Origin of the sequence: Micromonospora lutea (genome assembly GCF_016863535.1) — a bacterium.
Lineage (GTDB): Bacteria > Actinomycetota > Actinomycetes > Mycobacteriales > Micromonosporaceae > Micromonospora > Micromonospora lutea.
Genome location: NZ_BOPB01000020.1, coordinates 94,958 through 109,729, shown reverse-complemented (window position 1 = coordinate 109,729; position 14,772 = coordinate 94,958). Strand labels below are relative to the sequence as shown.

The 14,772-nt window shown below is 73.0% G+C and carries 11 protein-coding genes; all 11 read left to right on the top strand.

Annotated features, from left to right (window positions below; genetic code table 11):
- Positions 1-28 precede the first annotated feature (28 nt).
- The 11 genes from Vlu01_RS18155 to Vlu01_RS18105 all read left to right on the top strand — a co-directional run bounded on the left by Vlu01_RS18155 (position 29) and on the right by Vlu01_RS18105 (position 14,653).
- Complete coding sequence (locus Vlu01_RS18155) at positions 29-730, top strand: helix-turn-helix transcriptional regulator (RefSeq protein WP_204000980.1); 702 nt, start codon at positions 29-31, stop codon at positions 728-730.
- Positions 727-1,863 carry a DUF8744 domain-containing protein gene (locus Vlu01_RS18150; protein WP_204000978.1) on the top strand — a complete coding sequence of 379 codons (1,137 nt, stop codon included), beginning with the start codon at positions 727-729 and terminating at the stop codon, positions 1,861-1,863. The genes Vlu01_RS18155 and Vlu01_RS18150 overlap by 4 nt, the downstream gene beginning before the upstream one ends.
- Positions 1,860-3,101, top strand: a complete 1,242-nt coding sequence (locus tag Vlu01_RS18145) for a hypothetical protein (RefSeq protein ID WP_204000974.1) — start codon at positions 1,860-1,862, stop codon at positions 3,099-3,101. Before Vlu01_RS18150 ends, Vlu01_RS18145 begins: the two co-directional genes overlap by 4 nt.
- Positions 3,098-4,468: a multicopper oxidase domain-containing protein gene (locus tag Vlu01_RS18140; protein ID WP_239095972.1), complete on the top strand. Its 1,371-nt coding sequence runs from the start codon at positions 3,098-3,100 to the stop codon at positions 4,466-4,468. The genes Vlu01_RS18145 and Vlu01_RS18140 overlap by 4 nt, the downstream gene beginning before the upstream one ends.
- 7 nt (positions 4,469-4,475) lie before the next feature.
- On the top strand, positions 4,476-5,234 hold the full coding sequence (locus Vlu01_RS18135; protein WP_204000971.1) for a YwiC-like family protein: 759 nt from the start codon (positions 4,476-4,478) through the stop codon (positions 5,232-5,234).
- 251 nt (positions 5,235-5,485) lie between these two features.
- Positions 5,486-6,418, top strand: a complete 933-nt coding sequence (locus Vlu01_RS18130; protein WP_204000967.1) for an ABC transporter ATP-binding protein — start codon at positions 5,486-5,488, stop codon at positions 6,416-6,418.
- Positions 6,415-7,137, top strand: coding sequence for an ABC transporter ATP-binding protein (locus Vlu01_RS18125; protein ID WP_204000964.1), 723 nt, complete (start codon positions 6,415-6,417; stop codon positions 7,135-7,137). The genes Vlu01_RS18130 and Vlu01_RS18125 overlap by 4 nt, the downstream gene beginning before the upstream one ends.
- Before the next feature lie 7 nt (positions 7,138-7,144).
- The gene (locus Vlu01_RS18120) at positions 7,145-10,315 is read left to right on the top strand and encodes an FtsX-like permease family protein (protein WP_204000961.1); all 3,171 of its coding nucleotides are present in this window, start codon (positions 7,145-7,147) and stop codon (positions 10,313-10,315) included.
- Positions 10,312-13,071: an FtsX-like permease family protein gene (locus Vlu01_RS18115; RefSeq protein WP_204000958.1), complete on the top strand. Its 2,760-nt coding sequence runs from the start codon at positions 10,312-10,314 to the stop codon at positions 13,069-13,071. Before Vlu01_RS18120 ends, Vlu01_RS18115 begins: the two co-directional genes overlap by 4 nt.
- Before the next feature lie 164 nt (positions 13,072-13,235).
- Positions 13,236-13,397, top strand: coding sequence for a hypothetical protein (locus tag Vlu01_RS18110; protein WP_204000956.1), 162 nt, complete (start codon positions 13,236-13,238; stop codon positions 13,395-13,397).
- A 95-nt stretch (positions 13,398-13,492) separates the two neighbouring features.
- The gene (locus tag Vlu01_RS18105; RefSeq protein WP_204000954.1) at positions 13,493-14,653 is read left to right on the top strand and encodes an alkaline phosphatase PhoX; all 1,161 of its coding nucleotides are present in this window, start codon (positions 13,493-13,495) and stop codon (positions 14,651-14,653) included.
- Positions 14,654-14,772 lie beyond the last annotated feature (119 nt).

Below are 14,772 nucleotides of genomic sequence, written 5' to 3'. Positions count from 1 at the left end.
GTCGTTTGACGTTGTAACGTTATGCGACATGGATACTCCGCCGAAAGGCCCCAGCGGGGAGACGATCGACACTCCCCGTCACCGCGCTCTGGGTTCGACCAGCCGGGTGTCGATCCTGCGCCTGGTACGGGCCGCCGAGAGCGGCGTCACCGCCACCGAGGTGGCCGAGCGCACCGGGCAGCACCTGTCCACGACCCGCGCCCACCTGGACCGGCTCACCAAGGCCGGGCTCCTGGTCAAGGCCCGCGCCAGCGGCGGCCTGCCGGGCCGTCCGGCGTGGCGGTACCGGGCGGCGGCGGCCGATCCCGCCCCCGCCGCCTACCGGGACCTGGCGGTTGCCCTGCTGGGACACCTCTCCCGCAGCGGCGGCGACGTCAAGGCCACCGCAACCCAGGTGGGCCAGGACTGGGGCCGACAGTTGGCCGCTGCGGCACCGCCCAGCGAGGATCCGGTCGACACCGTCCTGGCGGTCCTGAACGGCTTGGGTTTCAGCCCGCGACGCCAGCCCACCGCCGACGAGGGCACCCGAACGGAAGTACACCTGCTGACCTGCCCGTTCCTGGAACTGGTGGGACAGAATCCCGACGCGATGTGCGGCCTGCACCTCGGCGTCGTCCGGGGAGCCCTTCGGCACGACGACGCGCCGGTGGTGCTGGAGCCCTTCGGCGCGCCCGCCGCGTGCGTCGTGAGACTGCCCGCGGCGAGGCGAGCGGCCGGGCGACAGCCGTGAGCCGCCCGGTCGCGGTGCCCGTCCGGTGGCGGCTGCCCGCCCTCGCCACCGCCGCGGCCGCACTGCTCGCCGGCCTGTACGCGGGCCTGCTGCTGCTCGGCACGCCGATCCCCGCGCCGCCGGTGGCGCTGGAGCAGGTGCACGGGCCGCTGATGGTCCTCGGCTTCGTCGGCACGCTGATCGCGCTGGAACGCGCCGTCGCGCTCGGCGCTCGATGGGCGCTGCTCGCCCCCACCTGTTCCGGGCTCGGCGGTCTCGTGCTGGTCGCCACTGGACCGAGCCTGGCCGGCAAGGTGCTGCTCATGTCCGCGTCGGTGGTCCTGCTCGGGATCTACCGGGCGCTGTGGCGTCGCCAGCCCGGCGTCGCGCTGCTCGCCCAGGCCGCCGGCGCGTTCGCCTGGTACGCGGCCGCGCTGCTGTGGCTGGCCGGCTACCCGGTCGCCGAGACCGTGCCGTGGCTGATGGTCTTCGTGGTGGCCACGATCGCCGGCGAACGCCTCGAACTGGCGCACGTCACGCTGCGCCACCCGCACACCGAGCGGTGGTTCCTCACCGTGCTGGCCGCCCTGCTGGCCGGAGCCACGGCGAGCACGCTGTGGCCGTCGACCGGCCCTCACCTGCTGGGTGCGGGCGTCCTCGCCGTCACCGCGTGGCTCGCGATCTTCGACGTCGCCCGCCACACCGTCCGGGCGACGGCTCTCCCCCGCTACGTCGCGGTCGGTCTGCTGTCCGGTTACGGGTGGCTGGCCCTGGCCGGGGTGTTGTGGACCGGAGGTGGACCGGTGGTCGACGGCCCCCGGTACGACGCCACGCTGCACGCGGTCTTCCTCGGCTTCGTCATGTCGATGATCTTCGTACACGCCCCGGTGATCCTGCCGGCGGTACTGCGCCGGCCGCTGCCGTACCACCGGGTGCTCTACGTGCCCTTGGCCGTGCTGCACACCTCGCTGCTGGTCCGCGTCGGCCTCGGCGACGCCGCCGGCATGGAGCAGGTGTGGCGTTGGGCCGGAGTCGCCAATGTGGCCGCGGTGCTCAGCTTCGCCGGCTGCGCCGTTGCACTGTCACTCCGTCAGCGGAAGCCGGCGCGTCCGCCGACGCGGGTCCGTCGACGGGTCGCGGTAGGTGTGTCATGAAACCCACGGTGGTCAGTGACGCGGCCCCGGCCGGCAGCGGTGGCCCCGTCGGCCGCGCCACCTGGCACCGCCGCGTCGCAGTGCTGCCGCTGGCGTACCTGGTCATGCTCGTCGCCGTCACGCTCGTCCATCCGGTTCTGCCGGGCTGGCGCTGGCTCGGCATGCACCTGCTGCTGCTCGGCGTCGCCACCAACGCCATCGTCATCTGGAGCGCACACTTCACCAGTGCCGTGCTGCGCAGCCCGGCGCCGGCCAGCCGCCACGGTGAGGGACTCCGGCTCACCGTGCTCAATCTCGGCGTCGTCGGCGTGCTCGCCAGCGGCGTCGTCGGCCGACCGTGGATCGGCGTGACCGGTGCCGGCCTGGTGTTCGCGGCGATCGCAGCACACCTGGTGTGGTTGGTCGCGCGCCTGCGCGCGGCGCTGCCCGCCCGCTTCACCGTCACCGTGCACCACTACCTGGCCGCCACCGGTGCCCTGCTGATCGGGATTCCGGTCGGCGCCTGGATGCTCGTCGTCGACGACGACAGCCGGCCGCGACTGCTGTTGTTCCACGCCCACGTCAACCTGCTGGGCTGGGTGACGTTGACCGTGCTGGGCACCCTGCTCACCCTCTGGCCCACCGTGCTGCGTACCCGCATGGCCGACAGCGCCGGCACCGCGGCCCGGCGAGGGTTGCCGACGGCGATCGCCGGGCTCACGGCCGTGGGCATCGGCGTGTTGGCCTGGTGGCCGGCGTTGGCCGTTGGCGGGCTGGCGCTGACCGCCACGGCCGTCCTGCTCACCGCGGTGCCCGCCGGGCAGGCCGCCCGCCAGAAGACACCGGCCTCCTTCCCGAGCTGGTCCATCACGGCCGCCGCCGGCTGGCTGCTCGTCGCGCTCGGCGTCGACGCCTGGACGCTGCTGTCCGCGCCCGACCCGGCCGGGGCGGCGGACCGCTTCGGTGCCGTGCTCGTCCCGTTCCTCATCGGCTTCGTCGGCCAGGTTCTCCTCGGCGCCCTGGCGTACCTGCTGCCCATGGCGCTCGGCGGCGGACCGGCCCGGGTACGCGAACGCACCGCCCGACTGGACCGTCACTGGCCGCAACGACTCGCCATGACCAACGCCGCCCTGGCCGTCTTCGTCCTGCCGACACCCCCGTACGTACGGATCACCACCTCGCTGCTCCTGCTCGCCGCCCTGCTGCAGTTCCTCGTGCCCGCCGGGCACGTCCTGCTCGCCTCCCGGAGACAACCGTGACACCACCCGTCGCCACGACACCGACACCGACGCGCCCGCTCGGCGGCGTGGCGGTGGGGCTCGCCCTGGTTCTGGTGGCCGTCCTGATCGGTATGGCCGCCCAGCACAACACGGCGCCGGCGATCACCTCCACCGCGGTGGCGGCAGGCGTGACACCCACCGGGCAGACCACCACCGTCGCCGTCACCGCAACCGGTATGCGATTCCACCCGGACCGCATCACCGTCCCGGCCGGAGACCGGCTCGTCATCGAACTGACCAACGACGACCAACGCCGCCATGACCTCGTGCTGGCCACCGGAGCCAGGACCCCCATCCTCTCCCGCACCAGCACCACCCGCCTGGACGCCGGCATCATCGGTGCCGACGTCGAAGGCTGGTGCTCGCTGCCCGGGCACCGCCAGGCCGGCATGACCCTGACCATCACCACCACGGCGACACCGGCCGGGACCGACAGCCACTCCCACGCCGCGCCGAACGACGATGCGTCGTCCGCGACTTCCATCGACGCGATGGCGGAGCCCTCGACCGGCTTCACCGCCCGCGACGCCACCGCCCCGCCCGTACCGAACGGCCGGCTCCACCGCATCGAACTGCGGGTACGAGAGGTCGTGCGGGAGGTCGCACCCGGCGTACGGCAGCGGCTCTGGACGTTCAACGGCACGTCACCGGGGCCGGTCCTGCGTGGCCGGATCGGCGATGCCTTCGAGGTGACCCTGATCAACGACGGCACCATCGACCACGGCATCGATTTCCACGCCGGCGCCCTCGCCCCGGACCGGCCCATGCGACCCATCGACCCGGGGCAGCGGCTGACCTACCGGTTCACCGCCACCAAGGCCGGGATCTGGATGTACCACTGCTCGACCATGCCGATGCTGCACCACATCGGCAACGGCATGTACGGTGCGGTCATCATCGACCCGCCCGACCTGCCCGCCGTGGAACACGAATACGTCCTCGTGCAGTCCGAGCTGTACCTCGGCCCCGACAGCCAACCCGGCGACCTGGCGAAGATGCAGGCCGAACGACCCGACGCGGTGGTCTTCAACGGTTACGCCTCCCAGTACGCGTACCAACCGTTGACCGCCGATGCCGGTGAACGGGTGCGCATCTGGCTGCTGAACGCCGGTCCCAACCGCTCCAGCGCCTTCCACGTCGTCGGCGCCCAGTTCGACACCGTCTACGCCGAGGGCCGCTGGCAACTGCGGCCCGACGAGCCCGGGGCGGCACAGGTTCTCGATCTCGCTCCGGCCGCCGGCGGTTTTGTCGAGACGGTTCCGCCCGAGCCGGGAAACTATCCCTTCGTCACCCATGCCATGGTCGACGCCGAACGCGGCGCCCGTGGCATGATCCAGGTCAGGTGAGCGGCCGATGTCCACTTCCGTGCCCAGCACCGTCAGATCCGCCACCGGGACGCGACCCCGCAGGCGTCGACAGTTCATCCCACCTCAGCACGGCGCGTGGGCGATGCTCCTCGTGCCGTGGCTCGCGGCGGTCCTCACCGTCGGACTCCGCTGGCCGCACCTGCCACTGCTCGGTGCCTGGCTGACCGGCTACCTGTTCAGTTACTACCTGCTGCAAGCGGTCAAGACCCGCCGTCCCGGCCGGGTCCGCGCACAGCTGTGGACGTACGGCGCACCGACCGCGCTGCTCGGCGGGCTGGTCCTGCTGCTGCGCCCGGAACTGCTGTGGTACGCCCCCGCCTACGCCGCTCTGCTGGCCGTCAACGTGGTCCACGCGCGGCGGCGCACCGAACGCGCCCTCGGCAACGATCTCGCCTCCGTCGCCCAGAGCTGCCTCATGGTGTTCGTCTGCGCCACCGTCGCCGGCCAGCCTCCCGGGACGGTCGGCACCGTGTTCCTCGCGGTCGCCGCCTACTTCATCGGCACCGTCCTGTACGTCAAGACGATGATCCGCGAACGCGGCAACAGCACCTACTACCGAGCCTCAATTGGCTACCACATCATCAGCGCCGCCCTGGCCGCCTTCCTCGGTCTTGCCCTGCTCGGTGTGTTCCTGCTCCTCCTCGTCCGCGCCGCCGTCCTCCCCCGACATCGACTCACCCCGAAACAGGTCGGTGTCACCGAGATCCTCGCCAGCGTCCTCCTGCTGCTCGCCACCACGATCTGACCGGCGACGGTCGCTGCCGCCTCGGCGAGCGCTGCAGACACCCCTGCGCTGGCGCGATCGGACAGCGCGCCGCACCCGACCTCCCCCGAACCGGGCTGGCCCACCGATTGCGAAACTGCTTCAATCTGCGTCGGCAGGAGCAGTCGGGGGCGGCCACACTTGCCGGCCAGGTGACACCACGTGCCTGACCGGTGGGCCTGACCGCCATCTCCGGCAGGCTCGACATCGGCAGGATTCGGACGGAGGACGGAATGTCCAGTACACCGCCGTCCCTGCCGCAGCCGACCGCGCGGACGCCCGAGTTCGGCCGGGACGCGCTCATCGTGTGCGAGAACCTGGTGCGGATCTACCAGACCGGTTCGATCGAGGTGCAGGCACTGCAGGGACTGGACCTGGCTGTGGAGAGCGGTGAGCTGGTCGCCGTCGTCGGTGCCTCCGGGTCGGGCAAGTCGACGCTGCTGTCCATCCTGGCCGGCATCGACGCCCCCACCGCCGGGCGGGTCCGGGTCGACCGCTGGAATCTGCTGGCGATGTCCCGCGCGGAGCGGGTGGACTACCGGCGGCACACCGTCGGGTTCGTACGGCAGCAGACCGCCAGCAACCTGATTCCTTACCTGACTGCTCGGGAGATGGTGGACCTGCCGATGACGGCGGCCCGTGTCGCGAAGCAGGAGCGTCGAGAGCGCGCGGCCGAACTGCTGGACAGCCTCGGTGTGGCCGACTGCGCCGACCGGCGTCCCGGGCAACTCTCCGGGGGACAGCAGATGCGGGTCGCGATCGCGGTGGCGCTGGCCAATCAGCCGCGGGTCCTGCTCGCCGACGAGCCGACCGGCGAGCTGGACGCCGCCACGTCCGCGGAGGTCTTCGGCGTGCTGCGGGACGTCAACCGGCGCTACGGCGTCACCGTTGTCGTGGTGACCCACGATCCGGAGGTCAGCGGCCAGGTCGAACGGACCGTCGCGATCCGGGATGGGCGCACCAGCAGCGAGGTGCTGCGCCGCGCCACCGTCGACGCGGAGGGCGACACGCACATGATCGCCGAGGAGTACGCCGTGATGGACCGGGCCGGGCGGGTGCAGGTGCCCCGCGACTTCCGCCAGGCGCTGGCGCTGACCCGGCGGGTCCGGCTGGCCCTGGAACCCGACCACATCACGATCCGCCCCGACTCGGGACGCGGCGAATGAGCAGCGCACCGCTGCTGCGGGTGCGCGGCGTGCACCGGCGCTTCCGCACCGGGCCGACCGTCGTACACGCTCTGCGTGGCGTGTCGTTCGATGTGGCCGCCGGTTCCATGGTGGCGCTCGTCGGCCGGTCCGGCTCGGGCAAGACCACCCTGCTCAACACCATCGGCGGCCTGGATCGCCCGGACGCCGGCAGCGTGCACGTCGACGGCACCGACGTCACCGCGCTCGACGAGGACGGCCTGTCCCGGCTGCGACGGGAGAAGGTGTCGTACGTCTTCCAGAGCTTCGGGTTGATCCCGGTGCTGTCGGCTGCGGAGAACGTCGCCGCCCCGCTGCGACTGGCGCGTGTCGCTCCGGCCGAGCGCGAGCGGCGGGTCGAGTTGCTGCTGGAGCTGGTTGGCTTGGCCGACCACGCCCGGCAGCGGCCGGCCGAGTTGTCCGGTGGCCAGCAGCAGCGGGTGGCGATCGCCCGCGCGCTGGCCGCCTCGCCCCGGCTACTGATCGCCGACGAGCCCACCGGGCAGTTGGACGCTGAGACCGGCCTGTCGGTGATGGCCCTGCTGCGTGGGGTGGTCGAATCCGAAGGTGTCACCGCCCTCGTGTCCACCCACGATCCGGTGATGATGGCATTGGCCGACCGGGTGATCCACATCCAGGACGGGCAGCTCGCCGAAGAGGCGGCCGGGCAACCGGACGAGCCCGTGCCGGACGCCAGGTGACGCGCCGATGCTGAGGCTGGTCAGCCGGCGCGCCCGCGCGCAGTGGCCGTTGCTGGCGGCGCTCATCGGGGTCGTCACGGTCGGTGCGACCCTGCTGGGCACCTGCACCCTGCTGAGCACCCGCACCGCCGAGCGAGCGCTGGAGGTCGCCATGGCCCGCGCCGCCCCCGCCGCCGTCGACGTGACCGTCTACACCGGCACCGTCGAGGGCCGGGACGCGCGCTCCGTCGCCGTCGACACCCGCGATGTGGTGACCGACGCGCTCGCGCCATTCCCGGTGACCACGACCACGCGGGCGTCGACAGTGCTGCGGGCGCTGCCGCCCGCGCTCGCCCCGGGCACCACCGTCGGAGCCCAGGCGTACCTGTCGGGGCTGGACGACCTGGCGACCCGAGCCGAGCTGGTCGCCGGGCGTTGGCCGCACGACCGTGGTGACGCTGTGGTGCTGGAGTCCACCGCCCAGCTGATCGGCCTCGCCCCCGGTCGCCGGGTACGCCTCGGCACCGAGCTTGCCCACCCGCCCGTCCCGGCCATCGACGTGACCGTCGTCGGTGTGGTACGCCCGTTGCCGGGGCGGGGCTGGGACCGCGACCCGCTGGCCGCGGCAGGCTCCGCCATGGGCTACCGGGACGGCCGCTTCCAGCAGCCGGTCAACGCCTACGGTCCGTTTCTCGTCGACCTCGCCGACCTGGTCACCACCGGCGCCACCGTCAACCGGATGGAGGTCACCGCCCATCCGGACCTGTCCCAGGCCAACCGCCGCGACCTGGAGACCGCGGCCGAGGCCGTCCGCACTGCCGACCGCCGGCTGGCCGGCACCCTCGGCGACCGCGTCCGGCTCGCCCGTGTCTCCTCCGAGCTGCCGCTGACCCTGCGGGCCGCCGACGATCAACGGCATGTCACCGCCGCCGTCGTGCTCGCCATCGCCGTCCTCGGCGGTGTCCTGGCCGCGACGGCACTCGTCCTCGCCGGCCGGCTGACCGCGGACATGCGCGCGGACGAAACCGCCCTGCGGTCCGCCCTCGGCACCAGCCGCCGGCAACTGGCCGCCACCGCGACACTTGATGCCGGGCTCGTCGCCGTCGTCGCCGCCGCGCTCGCGATACCGGCCTCGTCGGCCCTGCACGCCGGCCTGACCCGTCTGCCGTCGCTGGACGGCGCCGGTCTGGCCGTCCGGCCGGCCATCACCGGCGCCCAGGTCCTGGCGGTCGCAGGCGGCGCGCTGCTGCTCGCCGCGGTACTCACCATCCTGGCGATCCGAACGCGCCCGGCAGCCGGCGACCGACACACGCGCCACGAACTGCTGGCCCGATCCGGCGTCGACCTGATGCTCGCGGTTTTCGCCGCCATCGCATGGTGGCAGTTGTACGCGCAACCCACCGCCGCCAGCCCACGCGCCGACGTGGTCCGGGTGCTCGCGCCGGCGCTGCTGCTCACCACAGGCGTCGCCCTGGCGCTGCGGGTGGTACTGCCCGCCCTGCGCGGCGCCGACCGGTTGGCGTACCGTGCCCGTGGGCTGGCGCTTCCGCTCGCGGTTTCCGAGGCCGCCCGCCGGCCCCAGGCGGTCGCCGCCGGACTGCTCGTCGGGCTGGCCTGCGCGGCCGGGACCTTCGGCCTCGCCTTCGACGCCACATGGCACCAGTCACAGCGCGACCAGGCGGCGCTTTCCGTCGGCACCGACCTGGCCCTCACCCTCGACACGGCTCCGGTGGCCGGAGAGGGCGCGGTCGTCGGCGCGGCCACGGCGGGAGCAGTGAGTCCGGTCCTCGACCGCGGTACCGCCGTCGGTCAGTGGCTCGGCACCGCCGGCGATGCGCCGCGCCTGGTCGCCGTCGACACCACCCGCGCCGACGCGCTGCTGCGCGGGCGGCTCGACCGCGACCGCACCTGGACGGACGTGGCAGCGAGGCTCGCCCCACCGACCCGCGTCATCGGCCTGCCCGTTCCGGCTGGTGCCCCGCTCGTGTTGAGCGGCACCGCGACCGGTGACACGTCGCTCACCGTCACGCCTCGGCTGCTGCTGCAGGACGCCACCGGTCTGCGCATACCCTGTGCCGGTTCTCCCGTGCCGCTCGACGGCCGGGAGCACCGGCTGCCCGAGTGCGCTACCGGCGACGGACTGCGCCTCGTCGCGGTGTCCCTGCCGGTGGCGGCCGGGCCGGATGTCGGGTCCGTGGGCGGTGGCCGCACCGCCCTGGCCGTCACCCTCACCGTGCCGCCCACCGGATCGGCTGAGGGATCGGAGTGGACCGCCACGTCCGTGCCGCCGGTCCCGAGCAGGGTGAGTGACCCGACCGTCGTGCTCTCCGCCGCGCCGACGGGAACCGCGCTGCGGATGGCGGCGACGGTCGACCTCGGCGGCGGCGAGGACGCCGCCCGCGCCCTCGTCGCCACCGCCTTCCCGGATCCCGGCCCGGTGCCCGTCGCCGTCTCCAGCCGCTTCGCCAACGAGGTCGGAGCCGAGGCCGGCAGCCAGCTCAGCGTCACGGTCGGCGCCACGCCCGTCCCGATCGTCGTCACCGAGGTCGTGCCAACCGTGCCGTCCGCCCCCGGTGCCGTCGCCGTCCTGGCCGACCTGGACACGCTGTCCCGCGCCCGCGTCCTCACCGGCGACCTGACCTTCCCGGTCGACGCCTGGTGGGTCGGCCACCCAGCCGGTCCCGGTGCCGCCGAACGGGCCACGGCCCTGCACCTGGGCACCGTCACGACCCGCGAGGCGGAGACCGCCCGTCTCACCAGTGGCCCGCTGCACGCCGGGCTGCCAGCCGCGATCCGGCTGATCGTTCCGGCTGCCGCCCTGCTGCTGCTCACCGGCGTCGTCCTGCACGTCACGTACGACCTGCAGGTCCGCGCCGTCGAGGTGGCGCGGCTGCGCGGCCTGGGGATGTCCCGACGCGGTATCCGGGCCGTGCTGTTCGGCCAGCACGCCGGCGTTCTGCTTCCTCTGCTCGCGGCGGGCGCGGCCGTCGGCGCGCTCGCCACCCGCGTCGTCGCTCCCCTGCTCGTACGCTCCGACACCGGCGCCGCGCCCGTTCCGGCCGTCCAGCCACACTGGCCGTGGCCAGCCGAGGTCGCGCTGCTCGCCGGACTCGTGGCCGGATGCATGGTGGCGGTCGCCGTTGTGGTCATCGTCCAGGTTCGCCGGGCCGACGCCGCGCACCTGCGGGTGGCGCCGTGAACCGGTGGCTGGCTCGCCGGTGGCCGGCACCGCACTGGCCCAGCGTCCGTGGCCGTGGCCGTACCGACGTCGGACCGCTGCTGCTCACCGCCGCCGTCATCGCGGGCGTCGCGCTGCTCGCCGGGGCCGCACCGGCGCTGCTCCGTGCCGCCGCCGACAACGCCGTCCACGACGCGGTCCGCCGCGCCGGCCACGCCTCGAACGTCCTCGTACACGCCAACTGGGAACGCGACGACGGCCCGACCGGCGGACGGGTCCGGTTACCCCGCCTCGCCGACGACGTCGACGACTTCCGCGCCCGGGCGACATACCTGCTCGGGCCCGACCTGGACGCCGCGCTGCTCCCGCCCATCGCGGTGGTCGACAGTCCGATCCTCAGCATCACCGGCGGCAGCGTGCCGCGCACCTTCCAGGTCGCCTACCTGGCTGGTGATCTTGGCGGTCCGGACGTGACCTGGATCGCCGGCAGCGCGCCCGGCCCCGCGGTCCCCGAACGGTCCATCGAGATCCCCTCCAACGGACCGCCCTGGCCGGTGCAGGTCGGCCTCTCCGAGGCGGAGGCTGCGGCACTCGACCTCGGCCCCGGCGATCGAATCCCGGTCCGGGACGGCCAGGGTCCCGACAAAGACGTCCACATCAGCGGGATCTACCGACCCGTGGACAGCGCCGACCCCGCCTGGCGGCTCATCCCGGCGCTCCTGCATCCCGTGCCCGGCGCCGACGGTGTGGGCACCACCCGGTTCGCCGGCCTGCTGTCGCGCGAGTCGCTGCCGGACGCACGGCTCGCCTTCGACGAGGACCAGCTGCGGCGCACCGTCCAGTTCGCCCCCGAACCCGAGGCGCTCGCCTGGAACGCCACCGCGAGGCTCGCCAGTCAGGTGGTCAAGCTCAAGGCAGCCTCCGGCCCGTCAAGCGTTCGCGACCAGTCTCTGAAGTGGGAATCACAGCTCGACACCGTCCTGCGCGACGCCCGTACACAGATCAGCGCCGCTTCCGCACAGGCCGCCGTCCTGCTCACCGGAGTCCTGACCGTCACGGTGCTGGTCCTGCTGCTCACCGCCGACCTGCTGGTTCGCCGCCGTACCCCGGCGCTGAACGCCGCCCGGCAACGTGGTGCGGCGCTACCCGACCTCGGTGCGGAACTGATCATCGAGTCCACCGTGGTGTCTCTGTCGGCCGCCGCCGTCGGGCTCGCACTTGCCCGCGCAGCTGCTCCGGGTGTCTCGTGGACCTGGACCGTTCCCGCGGTCCTGGCCGGTGCTCTCGCCGGGCCGGCGTTCGGGACCCTGGCCGTTGCCCGCGCCAGCCGGGACCAGCGCCAGCCCGCCAACCCGGCCGCTCGGCGCTGGACGCTGGCCACCGGCAAGCTGCGCCGCGCCGCCGTGGACGCCGCTGTCCTGGTCGCCGCGGTCGCCGCCTTCGTCACCCTGCACCAGCGCGGGCTCCTGCCTGTCGCTTCCGACGGCGACACCGGTGAGCTGACCGGCGACCTGGTGCTACCGGTCAGCGCCGTCGCTCTGGGCGTGCTCGCCGGCGCGCTCGCCTTGCTGCGGCTGCTGCCCGTGGGAGTGCGCTTCGCCCTCCGACAGGCCCTGCGCTCGCGCCGCCCGCTGGCCGTGTTCGGTGCCGCGCGGGCGGCCGCAACGGCCGGACGCGTACTGCCGCTGCTGGTTCTGGTCAGCGCCACGGCGCTCGCGTCGTTCGCGCTTGTCGTCGGCGCCACCGTCGCCCGGGGTCTGACCGACAGTGCGTGGAGCACCGTCGGCGCCGACGCCCGCCTCGACGTCGGTGCCGACGTCGAGGCCGCGACGCCCGCACTCGCCGAGCGCATCGCTGCCGCGCCCGGGGTTGGGCAGGTCGTCGTCGCGCAGGTGACCGACTCGGCGCGCGTCTTCACCGAATCGACGCTGCTCACCCCGCGTCTGGTCATCGTGGACGCCGCCGCGTTCCAGCGCCTGCTGGCCACCACCCCGCTGCCCGACGCGCCGGCGCTGGGTCGGCTCACGACGCCCAACCCTGACCTCGTGGGGGTCCCAGCGTTGGTCCGATCGAGCGACGGCAACCTGCCGACCGGCACGCGGCTGCAGCTCACCCGGGATGGTGCCCCGGCGATCCGTCTCACCGCGGTCGGTACCGCTCCCTCCGTCGGCGGCGCCGCCGACGTCGTCATCGTGGACGCCGCGGCCCTCGCCGACGCAGGTTTGCCCGTGGTTCCCAACACCGTCTGGGTGACCGGCCCCGGCGCGGCGCGGGCCGTGTCGAGCAGCGGTGTCGCTGCCGACGTCGTGCTGCGCGCGGACGTCCTGCAGGCGCAGCGAGTGGCTCCGCTGACCGCAGGGTTACTACGGCTGGCGTGGACGGCCGCTGCGGTGTTGCTGGCGCTGGGGTTGCTCGGCCTCACGCTCGCCGCCGCCGCGGGTGCGTCGGAGCGGTGGCAGACCCTGACCCGGCTGCGGACCCTCGGCCTGCGGCCACGCGACGCTCGCTGGGTCGCCGCCGGAGAGCTGTTGCCGCCGGTCGTGGTCGCCGCGGTGGGTGGCCCGCTCCTCGGGGCCCTGCTCGCACGCCTGATGCTCGGCCCGCTTGAGCTACGGCTGCTGACGGGTCAAGCCGCCGACCCGGCGGCGGTTCTGCCGTGGTGGCTGCTCGGTGTGGTGAGCGCGGCACTGCTGACGGCGGCCGTCGCGGTCGTACCTGTCGAGTCGGCGCTGCGGCGACGCGACCGGCTCAGCGAGGTACTCCGCGCCGGCGAGTGACCGGCTGGTGGTACCCCGTCGTTGACGGGTCCCGGGGGCCCGTCTCTGCGCGCGCCTTCTCGACTCGGCATGATTCTCGACGGAGACCGACTGATCGGGGCGGCAGGGATGTGCGGCACGGGCGAGTTCCGAGCGACCGTCCGCTACGAGCGGAGCCAGGGTCTGTGATCGGTAGACGGCACGGTGATCGGCGTCGCTACGAGGCCGTGGGCGCGGTCTCCCGGCTCACCCCGTTCCGGTACATCGTGGACGGCATGCGTCGCTGGGCAGCCACATTTCCGGCGTCCCGGATCCGCACCACCACGGACTCCTCGATGTTCGGCTGATCGCCAGAGCTGCTGGAGCGAGCGTTCACTCAGGTACCACTTCCTGGCAACCGGGGCTGGTTACGTTCAGCGCTCCCCCACAGCGAGGAGATTCGATGAACCGGCGTAGCATTCTGCGGGCCACTATGGTCGGGGCGGGTGCGGTGGCGTTGCCGTTCACCACGTGGTCGGCTGCGTACGCGGCACCGGCGCAGAACGGGGTCGGACCGTACGGGCCGCTGCAATCGGCCAACGCACACGGGATCCAACTGCCGGCCGGGTTCACCAGCCAGATCGTCGCCCGCTCGGGCCAGGTCGTCCCCGGCACGTCCTACGTGTGGCACAACGCGCCGGACGGTGGCGCGGTCTTCGCCAACGGCACCGGCTGGATATACGTCTCCAACTCAGAGACCAGCGCCGGCTCCGGCGGCGGCGCGTCGCGGATCGTGTTCAACTCCAGCGGGGCGATCACCGGTGCCTCACGGATCCTCTCCGGCACCAACAACAACTGCGCGGGCGGCAAGACGCCCTGGAACACCTGGCTGTCCTGCGAGGAAGTCAGCCTCGGCCGGGTCTGGGAAACCTACCCCCTCGGTGGCACCGCCGTGGTCCGGCCGGCGATGGGTCGGTTCAAGCACGAGGCCGCCGCCGCGGATCCGGTGCGGCGGGTCATCTACCTCACCGAGGACGAGACCGACGGCAAGCTCTACCGATTCATCCCCGCTGTCTGGGGCGACCTGTCCGCCGGCACCCTGCAGGTACTGGTAGCCGGCACGGGCACGTCCGGGTCGTTCAGCTGGACGAACGTTCCCGACCCGGACGGCTCACCAACCGCCACCCGATACCAGGTCTCCGGCGCCAAGACGTTCAACGGTGGCGAGGGCTGCCACTACGCGAACAACACCGTGTGGTTCACCACCAAGGGCGACAACCGAGTCTGGCAGCTCAACCTGTCCAACAACACCTACGAACTCGCCTACGACGACAACCTGGTCAATCCGGGCCCGGCGCCGCTGACCGGCGTCGACAACATCACCGGCTCGACATTCGGAGACCTGTACGTCGCCGAAGACGGCGGGAACATGGAAATTTGCATGATCACCCCTGACCACAAGATCTCGGTGTTCGCGCGGATCAACGGCCAGTCCGGGTCGGAAATCTGCGGCCCGGCGTTCACCCCGGCCGGCAACCGGCTGTACTTCTCCTCCCAGCGCGGCACCACCGGCTCCTCCTCCGGCGGCATCACCTACTGCGTGACCGGTCCGTTCCGCACCTGACCACCCTGACCCGGCAACCAGCAGTCACCGCGATCAGCCTGTCACCGCGGTGCGGACCATCCGCGTGAGGCTCGGACACGCCGACGCAAGCCCTACCCGCCGCACCTGGCAGACCGGGC

Excerpts from the sequence above, each read along its gene's own strand:
- Vlu01_RS18125 (WP_204000964.1), top strand. The coding sequence starts at position 6,415 with ATGAGCAGCGCACCGCTGCTGCGGGTGCGCGGCGTGCACCGGCGCTTC.
- Vlu01_RS18135 (WP_204000971.1), top strand. The coding sequence starts at position 4,476 with ATGTCCACTTCCGTGCCCAGCACCGTCAGATCCGCCACCGGGACGCGA.
- Vlu01_RS18105 (WP_204000954.1), top strand. The coding sequence starts at position 13,493 with ATGAACCGGCGTAGCATTCTGCGGGCCACTATGGTCGGGGCGGGTGCG.
- Vlu01_RS18130 (WP_204000967.1), top strand. The coding sequence starts at position 5,486 with ATGTCCAGTACACCGCCGTCCCTGCCGCAGCCGACCGCGCGGACGCCC.
- Vlu01_RS18155 (WP_204000980.1), top strand. The coding sequence starts at position 29 with ATGGATACTCCGCCGAAAGGCCCCAGCGGGGAGACGATCGACACTCCC.
- Vlu01_RS18120 (WP_204000961.1), top strand. The coding sequence starts at position 7,145 with ATGCTGAGGCTGGTCAGCCGGCGCGCCCGCGCGCAGTGGCCGTTGCTG.
- Vlu01_RS18145 (WP_204000974.1), top strand. The coding sequence starts at position 1,860 with ATGAAACCCACGGTGGTCAGTGACGCGGCCCCGGCCGGCAGCGGTGGC.